This is a genomic window from Ottowia sp. oral taxon 894, assembly GCF_001262075.1.
Lineage (GTDB): Bacteria > Pseudomonadota > Gammaproteobacteria > Burkholderiales > Burkholderiaceae_C > Ottowia > Ottowia massiliensis.
The window spans coordinates 862,989-877,615 of the sequence record NZ_CP012073.1; the positions used below are offsets into that span (position 1 = coordinate 862,989).

Genomic DNA, 14,627 nt, shown 5'->3' on the forward strand with positions numbered 1-14,627 from the left:
AGATTGAATAAAGCATTTCAGCTCCTTCTTTCATAGCAAGATGTCCTAGTGAAACGGGCGCAAACGCCATTTTCGAGGACCTGAATTTGCTCCTGTTTCCAAAGTGACGGTAGCGAATTGCGAAGCGCCGCGCTGCCGGAGCGCTTCAGACAAAGGCGCGCTGCTCTTGCCGTGCGCTTTCGCCGCTGATGTTGCTGGCGCAGCGCTGGCAGATGGCTTGCGTTGGGCTGACTTCAGGCTCGTAGTGCCAGCAGCGTTCGCATTTGGCGTGGGCGCTGGGGCGCACTTGCACGCCCAGGGCGCTGCCGGGCTGCAATTGCGCTTTGGAGGTGATGAAGACAAAGGGCAGCTCCGCGCCCAGGCTGGCGAGCAGGGCGTGGTCTTCGGGCGCGGCGGTGACGGCGATTTCGGCTTGCAGGGAAGCGCCGATTTGCCCGGCTTCGCGCAGGGATTCGATTTCCTTGTTGGCCACGTCGCGGATTTCGCGCAGGCGCTGCCATTTGGCCAGCAGGGCGTCGTCGCCCGCAGGCAGGTTGTGGAAGGTTTCAAAGAAGATGGATTGGCCGGTTTTGCCGATGAAGGGCCAGGCTTCTTCGGCGGTGAAGCTCAAAAAGGGCGCCATCCAGCGCAGCATGGCCTGGGTGATGTGCCATAGCGCCGTTTGCGCGCTGCGGCGGGCGTGGCCCGTGGCGGCGGTGGTGTAGAGGCGGTCTTTGAGGATGTCGAGATAAAAGCCGCCCAGGTCTTCGGAGCAAAAGAGCTGGAGCTTGGCGACGACGGGGTGGAATTCATACACGCGAAAGTGCTGGATGAATTCGGCTTGCAGCGCGGCGGCGCGCGTGAGCGCCCAGCGGTCGATTTCAGTCAGCTGCTCAAACGGCACGGCGTCTTTTTCCGCGTCAAAGTCGCTGACGTTGGCCAGCAAAAAGCGCAGGGTGTTGCGGATGCGGCGGTAGCCGTCGATCACGCGGGCCATGATTTTGTCGTCGCCCGCGATGTCGCCGGAGTAGTCGCTGGCGGCGACCCAGAGGCGGATGATTTCTGCGCCCCACTTTTTGAAGGCTTGCTGCAAGTCGATGCCGTTGCCCAGCGATTTGCTCATCTTGCGGCCCTGGCTGTCCACCGTGAAGCCGTGGGTGAGCAGGCCGCGATAGGGCGCGCGGCCATGAATGGCGCAGGAAAGCAGCAGCGAGGAGTGAAACCACCCCCGGTGCTGGTCGTGCCCTTCCAGGTAGAGGTCGGCTTCGGGGCCGCTGTCGTGCGCCAGCGCCTGGTGCGAGCCGCGCAGCACGTGCCAGAAGGTGGAGCCGGAGTCAAACCACACTTCCAGGATGTCTGTGCTTTTGACGTAGTGCGGCGCATCTTGCGGGCCGAGGATGTCTTCGGCGCTGGCGCGGCTCCAGGCTTCGACGCCGCCTTTTTCAATCATGTCGGCGGCCTGGTCGATGATTTGCATGGTGCGCGGGTGCAGCTCGCCCGTTTCCTTGTGCAGGAAAAAGGGAATGGGCACGCCCCAGGCGCGCTGGCGGCTGATGACCCAGTCGGGCCGGCCCGCAATCATGTCGCGCAGACGGGCGCGCCCGTTTTCGGGGTAGAAGCTGGTGTGGTCGATGGCTTCCAGCGCAAGCTGGCGCAGGGTTTTGGGGGCCTTGTCTTTGGTGAAGACGCCTTCGCCTTCGTCCATGCGAATGAACCATTGCGCGGCGGCGCGGTAGATGACGGGCGTTTTGTGCCGCCAGCAGTGCGGGTAGCTGTGTTGCAGCGGGCTGGAAGCCAGCAGGCGGCCGGCCTGGTTCAGCGCCTCGACGATGACGGGGCAGGCTTTCCAGATATTGAGGCCGCCGAACAGGGGCAGCTCGTCCGCGTAGCTGCCGTGCGGCTGCACGGGGTTGAGGATGTCGTCCGTGCGCATGCCGTGGGCCATGCAGGACTGGTAGTCGTCCACGCCGTAGGCGGGCGCGGAGTGGACGATGCCGGTGCCGTCGCTGTCGCTGACGTAGTCGGCCAGATACACGGGCGACAGGCGCCGGTAGCTGTAGGGGCCGCTGCCGGCGTCGGCCGCGTCATGCAGCGGGTGGCGGAAGGCCAGCCCGGCCAGCGCCTGGCCTTTGGCGGTGGCGATGATGTCGCCCTTCAGGCCGTAGCGCTCCAGCGCCTGCTCTACCAGCTTGCGGCCCAGCAGGAGCACGCCGCGCGGGGTGCTGACGAGCGCGTATTCCAGATCGGGGTTGGCGTTGAGCGCCTGGTTGGCGGGCAGCGTCCAGGCCGTGGTGGTCCAGATGACGGCGTAGGCGGGGCCGGGCAGGCTGTCCAGGCCAAAGGCGGCGGCCAGCGCCTGCGGGTTGTCGGCCTCAAAGGCCACATCCAGCGTGCCGCTTTGCTTGTCCTGGTATTCGATTTCAAATTCGGCCAGCGAAGACGCGCAGTCAAAGCACCAATACACGGGCTTGAGGCCGCGATAGACAAAGCCGCGCTCGATCACGCGCTTGAAGGCGCGCAGCTCGTCGGCTTCGTTGCCGAAGTTCATGGTCAGGTAGGGGTTGTCCCAGTCGCCCAGCACGCCCAGGCGCTTGAAGTCCTGCTTTTGCTGGGCGATTTGCGCCGTGGCGTAAGCGCGGCTTTGGGCCTGCATTTCGTCGCGGCCCAGCTTGCGGCCAAACTTTTTTTCCACCGCGTTTTCAATGGGCAGGCCGTGGCAGTCCCAGCCGGGCACGTATTGCGCGTCAAAGCCATCGAGCATGCGCGCCTTGTTGATCATGTCTTTCAGAATCTTGTTGACGGCATGGCCCATGTGAAGCTGGCCGTTGGCGTAGGGCGGGCCGTCGTGCAGAACGAATTTGGGGTGGCCGCAGCGCGCGGCGCGCAAGCGCTGGTACAGGCCGCCGCTTTTTTCGCTGCCTTCCCAGCTGGCAATCCAGTCCGGTTCGCGTTTGGGCAGTTCGCCCCGCATGGGAAAAGGCGTGTCGGGCAGGTTCAGGGTGTCGCGGTAGCTCTTGGCTTGGCTTGCTTGCTTGCTGTCGTTGCTCATGGTGGAGTGGGTCAGGTTTTTTCCGGCCTGAAAGGGCCGCCAGCGCCCGCCGCACAAGCGCGGGCAGCTATCAAAAAATGAGTGAAAAGGGGAAACGGATGGGGGAGAGAAGCGGGGCGGGGCCAGTGGCAGGCCGCGTCTTCAGGACGGCCCGCCGCCCCTTCAAATTCGGCCCGTGGCCGGATGGGCCGCTGCCGCTGCTGCCGCTGGATGGCGCTCAAACCACGCGCGCGCCTGGGCGCCATCGCGCGCAATGCCTTCGGCCAGTGCCGCCAGGCTGTGATAGCGCTTTTCTTCGTGCAGTTTCCAGATGAGTTCCACGCAAATAATCTTACCGTAGCCCCCCTCGGGGCCGAGACTGGCAGGCCAGTCAAACACATGCGTTTCCAGCAGCACGCGGCCGCCGTTGATGTCGTGCGCATCCAGCGAAGGGCGCACGCCCAGATTGGCCACGCCCGGCAGCGGCGCGCTGCCCAGCCCCGATACCCGCACGGCAAAAATGCCGCTGGCCGCCGGCTGCCAGGCACAGGCGCGGCGCGAAAAGCGCAGGTTCAGCGTGCGAAAGCCGTCTTGCCGCCCCGGCGCGCTCTCGGCCAGCGCGCGCCCCAGCTTGCGGCCATGCACCACATGCCCGCTGATGGCGCAGGGCCGCCCCAGCAGGCTGGCGGCGGCGGCCATGTCGCCCGCCGCCAGCGCCTCGCGCACGGCAGTGGATGACACGCGCTGCCCCTGCACTTCGTAAGAGGGCATGCGCGCCACGTCAAACCCGCGCCGCGCGCCCGCCGCTTGCAGCAAGGCGAAGTCGCCTGCCCGCCTGGCGCCAAAGCGAAAGTCGTCGCCCACCAGCACATGGCGCGCGCCCAGGCCCTTGAGCAGCACGTCGTCAATGAAATCCTGCGCGGGCATCGCCGCCAGCGCCGCGTTGAATGGCAACACCACCGCCTGATTCACCCCGCAGCGCGCCAGCTCGGCCAGCTTGTCGCGCAAGGCGCTGATGCGCGGCGGCGCCAGATCAGGCTGCCCCGTGGCGGCGGCAAACCAGTCGCGCGGGTGCGGCTCGAAAGTCAGCACGCAACTGGGCACGCCGCGCTGCGCCGCCTCGCTGCACAGGCGCGCCAGCATGGCCTGATGGCCCCGGTGCACGCCGTCGAAATTGCCAATGGTGAGCGCGCAGCCCGGCGCAATGCCCGGATGGCGCAGCCCGCGAAAAATCTTCATAGAAAGGACTCCATCAGCCGCGCCACGGCCTGCGGCTGGTCGTGGTGCAGCATGTGGCCCGCGCCCTGCACGGCCTCAATGCGGCAATCGGGCACGCTGCGCATGCGCTCCAGGTATTCGGCCAGCGTGTACTGGCCGCGCCAGAGCAGGCCCAGGCTGTCGCGCCCCTTTTCATCCAGCGCGTGCGCGGCCAGCACGGGCGCAGTGATGGCGCGATAGGCCGCCAGCGTCTCCTCCAGCCGGAAAAGGTAAGGGCTGATGACCTTGTGCGCCGGATCGCCCAGCACGCGCCACAGGCCCTGCCCGTCCGGCTGCGCCCAATGTCCGGCCAGCCACAGCGCCTTGTCGGCGGGCAGGCGCGGGTTGTTTTGCCGCAGGCGTTCGGCCACGGCGGCGGCATTGGCATAAGGCTTCAGCCCCGCCTGGCCCTGATGCAGCCGGGCCAGCTCATCCAGCCACTGCGCCATGCGCGCGGGTGCCTGCCCGGGCGCCGCAGCGGGCAGGCCGAAGCCTTCCAGATTCACCACGCGCCGCACGCGCTGCGGCCGCGCGCCCGCATACAGCATGGCAATGTGCCCGCCCAGGCTGTGGCCCGCCAGATCGATCGGCGCGCCATCCGGCGCCAGCAGCGTCAGCAGCGCGTCCAGATCGCCCAGGCAATCGGCAATCGTGTAGTGGTCCACCGGGCCGCTTTGGCGCGTCAGGCCAAAGCCGCGCCAGTCGGGCGCCACCATGCGGCGCGAGCGCGCAAAACCGTCGCTGAAGGCATCGGCCACGAACTGGAACGACGCGCCCACATCCATCCACCCGTGCAGCAGCACCAGCAGCGGCGCGTCCGCATCGCCCGGCGGCGCGCCCCATTCGCTCAAGTGCATGCTGATGTGCCGCAGCGCCACGTGGCGCGAGCGCAGCGGGCGCAAAGGGGTGTAAGCGGATGCGTTCATGGGCGGCCATTTTCCGGCATGGCCTTGCCGCGCCTGGATGAGCATGCAAAATGCGACCCGTTCACGATTTGAAACAGGAGGCCACCATGACACACCTTGCAAGCCTTTCACGCGCCGCCGCCCTGGCCTGCGCGGCGGCTTTTTGCGCTCCGGCGCAGGCCCAGCCGGTCTATAGCGGCTGGCTGTGCTGCACCATGCGGGTCAGCGGCGACTGGATCAGCGACATCAACTACACGGGCAACGGCACGCGGCTGATCCAGGCAGGCACGCCCGTGCAAATCACCGGGCATGGCCGCTACCGGGTACACATCACCATCAAGGGCGAGCCTTATCGCCTGGGCAACGACTACAGCCGCGATCTGGACGATGCCCAGTTCACCGAGCGCTACATCGTCAGAACCGATCCGGCCAAGGCGCTGGCCCGCTGGCCGCAGAAAGTGCAAGAGGCCATCCGCACAGCCCGGGTGCGCGTGGGCATGACGCGCGAGCAGGTCATCATGGCGCTGGGCTACCCGGTCAGCAGCGAGAACCCTGCTTTGGACACGGACGCCTGGCGCTACTGGCTGGGCAGCTTTGAGGAATACCAAGTGCATTTCAACGCCGCTGGCAAAGTGCGCGAAGTTTCAGGCGCGCCCGGCACGCTGGCGCGCGTGCTCATGCGCTGACGCCTGAACGCCTGTTCCGGAACGCGGGGGCCGGGCGCAACGCCTGCGCTCTTGCCAATCAGGGCCAAATCGGCCTCAAGTCCCCGTGGAATCAGCGCGGGCAGCTATCAAAAATGAAGCAAACGGGCAGCAGCCCCGTTCGCCGCGCCCAGGCCCCGCGCCTGGGCGATGACCAGCAGGCCATCGAAGATCAGGCTTTCCACCAACTCGTAGGGGCGCGCCATGCTGGGCAGCATCTTCCAGCCTGCGCCGCCCGTCATGATGCAAGCGGGTTCTTCCCCGCAGCGCGCGCGCAGGTGCTGCGCCATGCGCTCGCAAGCGCCTGCGATGGCGTAGGTGCCGCCGCTGGTCAGCCCGTCGCTGGTATTGGTGGGAAATTCGCACACTTCGCCCGTGGGCACGTGCAGGCCGGCCGTGCCCGATTCCAGCGCGCGCAGCATGATGCCGTGGCCCGGCAGGATCAGGCCGCCCAGAAAGCGGCCTTCGGCGTCAATGGCTTCCACCGTCACGGCCGTGCCCACCATCACCAGCAAAATGGGGCGCGCCCGGCCTTCCCGGGCCAGCACATGGTGGCGCGCGCCGATCATGGCCACCCAGCGGTCAGCCCCCAGCCGCGCAGGGTAGTCATAGCCATTGATCAGACCCGCCTCGGCGCTGCTGGCCACCACCCAGTGCGGCTCCACGCTCCAGATTTCCATCTGCTCATGCACGCGGTGGCGTATGGCCTGCCCGGCCACGATGCAGCCCAGCATGGACTGCGGCTCCGGCAGGCCCGCCCAGCCGGTGTCAGCCAGGCGGTCGATCTGCTCCAGAAATTCCACGCCGCGCGCCAGCGCCTGCGCGCCCGGGGCCGGGCGCTCATACAGCGTCCACTTCAGACGCGTGTTGCCTACATCAATGGCCAAAAAACTCATGGGCCGCGATGGTAGCGGCGCAAGGCACAATGCCCGCTTCTCTCACCCCAAGCAAAGGAGCACTGATATGGGACTGTTCAGCTTCATCAAGGACGCTGGCGAAAAACTGTTCGGCAGCAAGGAAGTCGAAGAAGCCAAGGCTGCGAACAACACGGCCACCCTGGACGATCTCAATGCCAAGGCAAGCGCCGCCATCAAAACCTACATTGAGCAGCAAAGCCTGGGCCTGACGGACCTGGCCGTCCGCTTTGACGGCGCCAGCGGCAAAGTCACCCTCACGGGCCAGGCTCCCAGCCAGGCCGCCGCAGAAAAGGCCGCCTTGGCGGCAGGCAACGTCGGCAGCGTCAGCAGCGTGGAAAACGGTTTGCAGTTCCCGCAGGAAAAGCCCTCGCAATTTCATGACGTGGTCAAGGGCGACACCCTCTCAGCCATTGCCAAGAAATACTACGGCGACGCCAGCAAATACCCGGTGATCTTCGAGGCCAACAAACCCATGCTTACCCATCCCGACAAAATCTACCCCGGCCAGAAACTGCGCATTCCGCCGCTCTAAGCGCCTGTCCTCAAAGAGAGAATTTACGGCAAACGATCGTCATGTATCCAAGTGACATGACCGACGAACAGTGAGGTGCAAAAGCGCTTTCCGGCAGGTAACGCGCAGGCAGACCCCGGGTACGCAGCGCCCGGGACATGATCAACGCCATCTTCCATGTGCAAGCCACGGGTTGCCAGTGGCACGCACTGCCCAAGGACTACCCGCCCTGCAAACAGGTCTACAACACCTTTGCCCGCTGGCGTCAGCGCGGCGTATGGGATGCGCTGCTGGCGCTGCTGCGCCAGTAAGTACGCGTCAAGCCCAGCGTGGCCATCATCGACTCCCAATCGCTCAAGACCGTCTCAAAAGAGGGCAGCACGGATATGACGCAGGCAAAAGAGTCAAAGGGCACAAGCGCCACATAGCCTCAGACACAATGGTGCTGCTGCTGGCCGTGGTGGTGCACTCGGCTGGCATTCAAGACCGGGCAGGAGCCTGGGCTTTGCTGATCAGGCTGTTCTTGTACTTTGAGAGTCTGAAGACCATCTTTGTCGATGGCAGCTACTCGGGCAGCCTGATCAATTGGGCGCTGAGCATGTTTGGCTGGAACATGCTCTAGAAGAATGAGCAAGGACTACGAGGTCAGCGTGGCTTCAGCCGAAGCATTCGTCAAGATTGCTTGCATTCGGCGCGTGGCCAGGCTTTTGGGATAGTTTTGAGAACAGTCTCTCAGGGCGAAATTGTCTGCTAGAGATCATCAGAAACAGGAGCAGATTAAAGGTATCAAAAATGCCTTTCTGCGCTAGTTTTCACTAGGACAAATCGCTATTTATACAGGAGCAAATAAGCTTCTTTGCCCAGCGGTTTCAAAAAGCGGGAGCGGCCTTCGCGCAGGCGCTTTTCGGGCTTCGTCCGGGGCCGCCGGGCTGCATCCGGCTTGCCTTGCGCTGTGGCCGCATTTCACAATGCGGGGCCGAACCCAAGAAAGGAAATGCCATGTCCGCTCTCCGCCTTGCTTTTTCTCAATCTGCCGCACGCTGGCTGCTGGGCGGCCTGCTGGCGAGCCTGGCCGCAGGGGCCTGCGCCGCGCCTGCCCTGTCGGCTGAACCTGCCGAATGCGCTGCCATTGATGAAAGCGCGCTGGAGCAGGCCTATGCGCAGTGGTCGCGCGAAGCCGCCCAGGCCCTGCGCGAGCACGCCAAGGCGCTGGCTGCGCGCGGCGACTCGCGCAGCCAGCTCATGGCGATGTATGTGATGCGCGCCATTGACGCCGACCCGCCGGACCAGAGCCAGTCCGCCAGCGACAGAGAAAAGCAGCGCCAGTTCTACCAGCAGGCCGTGCGCGAGGGCCAGCCAGCCGAGCCTGTAGCGCTGTGGCTGTCGCAAGGCCTGTGCGCTGGCAAGAAAGCGCCTGCTGACAAGCCGGGCGCCGCTGCGCAGCCCGGTGAATTTCGCAGCCTTCAGGCCGATTGCGACCCGCAAGCGCTGCTGGAGCGCCTGGCGCAGCAGGAACCTGACAACGCCGCGCCCTGGCTGGCACTGGCCGCGCTGCACCCCGAAGGCAGCGCCGGGCGCGAGCAGGCCCTGCAACGCGCCGCCGAGGCCCCGAGGGCGCTCTTTTACGAACGCCGCCTGGGGCCGCTGCTGCAAGAAGCGTTTCAGAATGTGGCCTGGCCCGAGCCGCCCAAACAGCTTGAACTGGCGGGCCTGTTCCTGCCGGACTCCTTCTTGACCCTGAGCGAAAAGGAGCGCGTTTCAGACACCTACGCCGTGGGCTTGTGGGCCGCCGTGCCCTACCACGGCATCATGGAGATGCGGCAGATGTGCGGACAAACCGGCCCGGCTGGCCGCAAGCCGCCTGCCGCCGCTACCACGCCCTTGCGCCAGCAGCAGTGCCGCGCCATTGCCGCCCGCGTGGCTGCCGAGCCGGACAATCTCGTGCTGCGCCAGACGGTAGCGCTTTTCCTGCTGGTTCAGCTCACCGAAGGCGAGCCGCAACAGGCCCGCTGGAAAGAAGAGCTGCGCCAGCGCCGCTGGCTGATGGAAGGCTGGCTGCCCGCCTATTCATACAAATACGACTTGCGCGCCACGCTGCTGCGCCCTGAAGCCGAAGTCATGCGCCAGCGCCTGCGCGAAGCGGGCCAGCCCGAAACCGCGCCCGCCGGCTGGCTGCCTCTGAGCGAGCGCAAGGCGGCCAGCGGCAAGGCGGGCGGTTGAGCGGCCGCGCCTTCAAGCGCGGGCGGGGCATTGAAAAACAGCCGCGCAGCGGGCATGTAGAGGCCCTTGCCTGCACTGTCTGGCCGCAGACAGGCGCTCAAGGCCCCATACTCGGACCGTTTCAAGGAACCACGATGCGCACTCTTTACGACTCTGAATCCTTTGCCGTGCTGCACCTGCTGTCAGACGTGCCGCACGACGGCAGCCTGCCCGAGGATGCCCCCCGGCTGGCCCGCCACGGCTTCGAGATTGTGGACAAGCGCTCGGGCAAGGAGCTGTATCTGGACGGGCTGTGGGCCGAGATGTTCCAGCAGCGCATTGAAGCCTGGCAGGAGAGAACGCCCACGCAGGAAGAGGTGGAAGATGCGTTGGAGGGTTACGCCGAGTTGGCGCAGAACCCGGTGATCGTGCATTGAGCCGGGCGTCCGCCCGCCACAAAAAAACGCCTCGCCGAGGCGTTTTTTTGTTTCAGCATGACTCCAGCCCGGCACTTCGCTGGACTGCGCCGAAGCCTGCTACAGCAGGTTTATCAATAACTTAGGCGAGTTCAACATATGCCGGTGCTTTCCGAAACTTGACCCGGTTTTCCCTCGCGCGGCTCCCATGCGGCTCTTGGAAACCGGGGTTTCCGAGGAGTCATCATGGCAAAAATCAAGCTCACCAAGACCGCCGTGGAATCGGCACAACCCCAAGCCAAGGCCGTCGAACTGCGGGATACCGTGGTGCCCGGCTTCCTGTGCAAGATTACTCCGGCGGGCCGCCGGGTGTTCATGCTCCAGTACCGCACGAACGCTGGCGAGCGCCGCAAGCCAGCCTTGGGCCAGTTTGGGGAACTGACCGTCGAGCAGGCCCGCTTCATGGCGCAGGAGTGGCTGGCCGAAGTGCGCAAGGGCGGCGATCCGAGCGCGGCCAAGGCCGCCGCCCGCAAAGCCCCGACCATGAAGGAGTATTGCGCCACCTTCATGGAGGACTACTCCAAGAAGCGCAACAAGCCCAGCACCCAGCGCGGCTATCAGGGCGTCATCGACCGCTGCATCATCCCCATCATGGGCCGGATGAAGGTGCAGGACGTGAAGCGCCCGGACGTGGCCGCGCTGATGAAGAAGCTGGCCTACAAGCCAGCCGAGGCAAATCGCACCTTCGGTGTGCTGCGCAAGATGTTCAACCTGGCCGAAGTGTGGGGATTGCGCCCGGACGGCACGAATCCGTGCCGCCACGTTCCGATGTACCCGCCCGGCAAGGAAACCCGGCTGATCGTGGATGATGAACTGGTGCTGCTCTTTCGCTACCTGGAGAAGATGGAGGCGGGAGAGTTGGAACTGGAAAAAACCGAGAACTACGTCATCCCGCTGGCGATCCGCCTGCAATTCGAGTTCTCCGGCCGTCGCTCCGAAATCTGCCCACTCGAATGGGATTGGCTGGACTTCGAGAGGCGGCGCGTGGTGTGGCCCGACAGCAAGACCGGCGGCATTTCCAAACCCATGAGCAAGGAAGCCCATCGGCTGCTTTCGACAGCTCCGCGCCGGGAAGGCTGCCCCTACGTCCTGCCATCGCCCAACGATCCGGCCAAGCATCTGACCCACGGCGAGTATTACGGCGGTTGGTGTCGGGTGCTCAAGGCTGCTGGCGTGCCCCATATCGGCACGCATGGCATTCGCCACCGCGCCGCGACCGACATTGCCAATTCGGGCGTGCCGACCAAGGTAGGCATGGCGCTGACGGGCCACAAAACCGTGGCGATGTTCATGCACTACGTCCACACCGAGGACAAGCCGGTGCGGGATGCGGCCGATCTGGTGGCGAGTCGGCGGTTGGCAATCACTGGCGCGTCGCGCCCTACGGAAGCCACGGCGTGACCGGCGGCTACCATCCCGCCTTTCCCGCCCCGGTTGTCGTGTCGCTGTCACGCCAATCGGGCATGCCGCCCCTTCCAGGGTGGCACCACGGTAAGGGATTGAAAAGTGTGCCCGTTACGGGTATAGTTTGGAGGTCGAGATGACGCACATCCTCAAGCGAAAGGATTTTGCGCGGTGGCAGGCGGGCGAAAAGCTGTCCGATGCCGCCTTGTGCAAGGCAGTTCAGGAGATGGAAAGCGGTCTGATTGACGCGGACTTGGGCGGCTTCCTCTACAAGAAGCGGGTTGCCCGCCCCGGCGGCGGCAAGAGTGGCGGCTACCGCACGCTGCTGTCGGCCCGGATCGGCAGCCGCTACGTGTTCCTGCACGGGTTCCCCAAGAGCGACAAGGCGAACATCACGCAGGACGAGAAGAAGGCGCTGCAGTTCGCCGGCAAGGTGTTCCTGGAACTGTCCACCGAGGCTTTGGCTAAGGCGTTGCAGTCGGGCGTGTTATTGGAGGTGCATTGTGAGCAAGATCATTGAATCCCTGCGTGGCGACCTGGCCGCGCTCCACGAAGCGGGAGCGATCAGCAAGGTGACGATGCGCGAGTTCGACGCGATCTGCCCGCCGCCGGTGCGGGAGTTCAGTGCTGTCGACATCAAACGCCTGCGCGAAGCCTTGAAGTTCAGTCAGCCGGTGTTCGCGCTTCATTTGCACACGTCGGCCTCGACCGTGCGCAAGTGGGAGCAAGGCGAAACCCATCCCACGGGGCCGGCCCTCAAGCTGCTCAACGTCATCGCCGACAAGGGCTTGCAGGCCATCATCTGATGCCTGACGAGGGAGACAGGCATTGGCGACGCGAATTACCCCTTTCAGTTCTCAGCATCTTGAAGCTGCGTGCCGCGTGCTCGCCGATACCAAACGCGGTCTGAGCGGCACACAGATCGAGCGGCTACTGAAGGAAATCGAGGTTGCCGACACATCGCCCGGCACCGCCAAGTGGAAGCGGTTGTTCAATGCGTTGGCCGACGCACAAAACCAGCACCAGATTGGCAACCATCTCATCATGTTCATCAACCGCGCGATGAACCCGGTGAACTACGCCCGCGATCCCGCGACGTTCGCCTGGCGGCGCGACGAACTCAATGTCGTCCTTGCCTTCTCCGGTTTCTACGTGCGCGACGACGGCAAGGTCGGGTACGCCGACAAGGCCACGACGCTTGATGCCGCTCGCGCCCGCGCGGGACGACTCAAGGCCGCGCTGGAAAGCCGCGTCGTCCATGCGGAAGTGCTGAACTACTGCCGCGCCGAGTTGGTGGACGAAAACTACTTCCATGCCGTGTTCGAGGCAACGAAAGGTGTTGCGGAGCGGATTCGCCTGTTGTCGGGCCTGAACGGCGATGGCGCGGACTTGGTGAACAAGGCATTCGCAGGCCAGCAACCCGTTCTCGCCTTGGGACCGCTCACCACCGAGTCCGAAAAGAGCGAGCAGAAAGGCTTTGCCAACTTGCTGATCGGCCTATTTGGTGCCGTGCGCAATCCGCTGGCCCATGCGCCCAAGACGAATTGGCCCATGTCCGAACAGGACGCACTGGACATCCTGACGCTGGTATCGCTGATTCACCGCAAGCTGGATGGCACCACGAAATTAGCGGCCGTATCGCCGTAAGGGAGAGACAGGAATGGACGAGGCGATCGTTGTCTTCTCTCGAAAAGGGATTTTCCAGACCACGATCGCCGCGCGCGACGTTCGCAGTCGGGAACATGCGCGCAAGCTGTGGCCCCTGGTATCTCCCAGCGCATCACGGCAGATGGTGACGTGGGTCAGCCCTTCCTTCGAGAGTGGGAAGTTGCGTCGGCGCTCCCATTTCCGGGTGCTTCCCACCCAGCACACCTTCAACCCCAAAGCGCACTTCGACGATGAAGAGGCCAGCCGGTGGCGCGCCGTGCAGGAAAGCCCTGAACACCGGCGGGCGAAAGAACTTGTCGCGGCTGAACTCTCACGACGCCTGCATGCCGGGCATGCGATGCCGTGGGCGTTCAAGGATGCGGATGCGTCGGACTATCCGCTGGAAGGCAACTTGTTGCTCGGCGCCGACCAGGTGGCAACCGAGCATCCCCTGGAGACGCCATTCGGCAGCACATTCCGGCTTGACGTGGCTGTGCTCGGGCCGCCGGTCCAGGCCGAGCCGATGGTGCTGGGCGGCGTTGAAATTGAACTCGGCCACGCCTTTGACGGGCGGAAGGCGCTAATCGGAAAGTCGCTAGGATTCCCGCTGATCTCCATCGACATCACCGAGATGACACTGGACGAACTCACGCCCGAGTGGGCACAGCGGGTACTGACCGCAACCACGCGGAGCCACGAGCAAGGACGCCGGCAGACCTACATCTATCTCCACGACCTGCTGTACCCCCTCTACGCGCAATTGCCGGCGTTTCTGGATGACGAGCAACGCCATCAGTTCCTTGTGTTTGCCGACGATGAGACCTTGAACAAGTTGGTGCGCTGGATGAACCTGCTCGCCGAAAAGCTGGAGCACCCGAAAGGTACGGTCGCCGTTGCCCTGGTCAATGGCAAGAACGAACAGTCGCGTAAGATGCTGGAACGCGCGGGACAGGTCGTTGGCCCCGACTGGAGTGAGTTCAACGACCAGCGATGCCTACGGCTGACCCTGCCGCGCCCCAAAGGCCCGGCGGATCTCCAGGCCCATCGCTTCCACATGACGATGGCGCGCATCCTGCTGTCGCACACTGACGCACTTGTTGGCTACAAATATTGCAACGGCGTCGACAACAACCATCCCGAAGAAGACGTGTGGATTGCGCATCGCTGGATCGCCGACCTGAAAACCCATACCCAGCACCGCGTATTGCCAAAGCGGCTGGCCGAACCGATCAACAGGTTGATCGCAGTGGTGTCGGACCTGCATCGGAATCACACGGCCGCCAGCCAAGAGGCGTGACCATCCTCTGTCGGAAGTCAGCCGATAGGCAAGCATTCCTGCGGAGTTATGCGCCCTTTTTTTGTGGGCGCGCGGCGCTTGCGGCGGGTTGGCGAAACAGACGCCCGGAATGGATCGCGCTGGCCGGAAGGCATCAGAAACAGGAGCAGATTCAAGGCGGTTGAAATAGTGCTCCGCGCAGTTTCCACTAGGACGTCATGCTATGGATAGAGGAGCGAAATAGCGCCCTGCTTTGCGTCTTGCCCCGGCTTGACCGCGCCAGCCTGGCCACGCGCATGCCGGCTCGCTTTTTTCGCGCTGGCG

At 64.4% G+C, this 14,627-nt stretch carries 14 protein-coding genes and 1 pseudogene; 11 read left to right on the forward strand and 4 right to left on the reverse strand.

What is annotated here, in order from left to right; translation table 11 throughout:
- Positions 1-145 precede the first annotated feature (145 nt).
- The 3 genes from ileS to ADJ79_RS03700 all read right to left on the reverse strand — a co-directional run bounded on the left by ileS (position 146) and on the right by ADJ79_RS03700 (position 5,190).
- Positions 146-3,028 carry an isoleucine--tRNA ligase gene (ileS, locus tag ADJ79_RS03690; RefSeq protein ID WP_050716380.1) on the reverse strand — a complete coding sequence of 961 codons (2,883 nt, stop codon included), beginning with the start codon at positions 3,026-3,028 and terminating at the stop codon, positions 146-148.
- Positions 3,029-3,190: 162 nt separating this feature from the next.
- Complete coding sequence (locus ADJ79_RS03695) at positions 3,191-4,246, reverse strand: bifunctional riboflavin kinase/FAD synthetase (protein WP_050714843.1); 1,056 nt, start codon at positions 4,244-4,246, stop codon at positions 3,191-3,193.
- Positions 4,243-5,190, reverse strand: coding sequence for an alpha/beta fold hydrolase (locus ADJ79_RS03700; protein ID WP_050716381.1), 948 nt, complete (start codon positions 5,188-5,190; stop codon positions 4,243-4,245). Before ADJ79_RS03700 ends, ADJ79_RS03695 begins: the two co-directional genes overlap by 4 nt.
- A gap of 86 nt (positions 5,191-5,276) precedes the next feature.
- Between ADJ79_RS03700 and bamE the strand changes: the two genes are divergently transcribed.
- Positions 5,277-5,855 (forward strand): outer membrane protein assembly factor BamE, encoded by a 579-nt coding sequence (bamE, locus tag ADJ79_RS03705; protein ID WP_050714844.1) that lies wholly within the window; start codon positions 5,277-5,279, stop codon positions 5,853-5,855.
- Positions 5,856-5,962: 107 nt separating this feature from the next.
- Here the strand turns inward: bamE and ADJ79_RS03710 are convergent, their stop codons facing one another.
- Positions 5,963-6,769, reverse strand: a complete 807-nt coding sequence (locus ADJ79_RS03710; protein WP_050714845.1) for a type III pantothenate kinase — start codon at positions 6,767-6,769, stop codon at positions 5,963-5,965.
- A gap of 67 nt (positions 6,770-6,836) precedes the next feature.
- Between ADJ79_RS03710 and lysM the strand changes: the two genes are divergently transcribed.
- The 10 genes and pseudogenes from lysM (at position 6,837) to ADJ79_RS03755 (ending at position 14,324) form a co-directional block, all read left to right on the forward strand.
- Positions 6,837-7,322 carry a peptidoglycan-binding protein LysM gene (gene lysM, locus ADJ79_RS03715; RefSeq protein WP_050714846.1) on the forward strand — a complete coding sequence of 162 codons (486 nt, stop codon included), beginning with the start codon at positions 6,837-6,839 and terminating at the stop codon, positions 7,320-7,322.
- 119 nt (positions 7,323-7,441) lie between these two features.
- Positions 7,442-7,612 (forward strand): annotated as a pseudogene (locus ADJ79_RS13020) (transposase); the annotation flags it as partial.
- On the forward strand, positions 7,579-7,923 hold the full coding sequence (locus ADJ79_RS13025; protein WP_082202887.1) for a transposase: 345 nt from the start codon (positions 7,579-7,581) through the stop codon (positions 7,921-7,923). The pseudogene ADJ79_RS13020 and the gene ADJ79_RS13025, both read left to right, overlap by 34 nt.
- A 377-nt stretch (positions 7,924-8,300) precedes the next feature.
- Positions 8,301-9,521, forward strand: a complete 1,221-nt coding sequence (locus ADJ79_RS03725; RefSeq protein WP_050714848.1) for a hypothetical protein — start codon at positions 8,301-8,303, stop codon at positions 9,519-9,521.
- Between the two features lie 134 nt (positions 9,522-9,655).
- Positions 9,656-9,937: a DUF3567 domain-containing protein gene (locus tag ADJ79_RS03730; protein WP_050714849.1), complete on the forward strand. Its 282-nt coding sequence runs from the start codon at positions 9,656-9,658 to the stop codon at positions 9,935-9,937.
- A gap of 225 nt (positions 9,938-10,162) precedes the next feature.
- Complete coding sequence (locus ADJ79_RS03735; RefSeq protein WP_050714850.1) at positions 10,163-11,377, forward strand: site-specific integrase; 1,215 nt, start codon at positions 10,163-10,165, stop codon at positions 11,375-11,377.
- A 139-nt stretch (positions 11,378-11,516) separates the two neighbouring features.
- Entirely contained in the window at positions 11,517-11,900 is a 384-nt protein-coding gene (locus tag ADJ79_RS03740; protein ID WP_050716382.1) for a type II toxin-antitoxin system RelE/ParE family toxin, read from the forward strand.
- On the forward strand, positions 11,884-12,186 hold the full coding sequence (locus ADJ79_RS03745) for a DNA-binding transcriptional regulator (RefSeq protein ID WP_050714851.1): 303 nt from the start codon (positions 11,884-11,886) through the stop codon (positions 12,184-12,186). Before ADJ79_RS03740 ends, ADJ79_RS03745 begins: the two co-directional genes overlap by 17 nt.
- 76 nt (positions 12,187-12,262) lie before the next feature.
- The gene (locus ADJ79_RS03750; protein WP_253273863.1) at positions 12,263-13,027 is read left to right on the forward strand and encodes a TIGR02391 family protein; all 765 of its coding nucleotides are present in this window, start codon (positions 12,263-12,265) and stop codon (positions 13,025-13,027) included.
- A 13-nt stretch (positions 13,028-13,040) separates the two neighbouring features.
- Positions 13,041-14,324, forward strand: a complete 1,284-nt coding sequence (locus ADJ79_RS03755) for a hypothetical protein (RefSeq protein WP_050714853.1) — start codon at positions 13,041-13,043, stop codon at positions 14,322-14,324.
- Positions 14,325-14,627 lie beyond the last annotated feature (303 nt).

Excerpts from the sequence above, each read along its gene's own strand:
- lysM (WP_050714846.1), top strand. The coding sequence starts at position 6,837 with ATGGGACTGTTCAGCTTCATCAAGGACGCTGGCGAAAAACTGTTCGGC.
- ADJ79_RS03755 (WP_050714853.1), top strand. The coding sequence starts at position 13,041 with ATGGACGAGGCGATCGTTGTCTTCTCTCGAAAAGGGATTTTCCAGACC.
- ADJ79_RS13025 (WP_082202887.1), top strand. The coding sequence starts at position 7,579 with ATGGGATGCGCTGCTGGCGCTGCTGCGCCAGTAAGTACGCGTCAAGCC.
- ADJ79_RS03735 (WP_050714850.1), top strand. The coding sequence starts at position 10,163 with ATGGCAAAAATCAAGCTCACCAAGACCGCCGTGGAATCGGCACAACCC.
- ADJ79_RS03695 (WP_050714843.1), bottom strand. The coding sequence starts at position 4,246 with ATGAAGATTTTTCGCGGGCTGCGCCATCCGGGCATTGCGCCGGGCTGC.
- ADJ79_RS03740 (WP_050716382.1), top strand. The coding sequence starts at position 11,517 with ATGACGCACATCCTCAAGCGAAAGGATTTTGCGCGGTGGCAGGCGGGC.
- bamE (WP_050714844.1), top strand. The coding sequence starts at position 5,277 with ATGACACACCTTGCAAGCCTTTCACGCGCCGCCGCCCTGGCCTGCGCG.
- ADJ79_RS03710 (WP_050714845.1), bottom strand. The coding sequence starts at position 6,769 with ATGAGTTTTTTGGCCATTGATGTAGGCAACACGCGTCTGAAGTGGACG.
- ADJ79_RS03725 (WP_050714848.1), top strand. The coding sequence starts at position 8,301 with ATGTCCGCTCTCCGCCTTGCTTTTTCTCAATCTGCCGCACGCTGGCTG.
- ADJ79_RS03700 (WP_050716381.1), bottom strand. The coding sequence starts at position 5,190 with ATGAACGCATCCGCTTACACCCCTTTGCGCCCGCTGCGCTCGCGCCAC.
- ileS (WP_050716380.1), bottom strand. The coding sequence starts at position 3,028 with ATGAGCAACGACAGCAAGCAAGCAAGCCAAGCCAAGAGCTACCGCGAC.
- ADJ79_RS03730 (WP_050714849.1), top strand. The coding sequence starts at position 9,656 with ATGCGCACTCTTTACGACTCTGAATCCTTTGCCGTGCTGCACCTGCTG.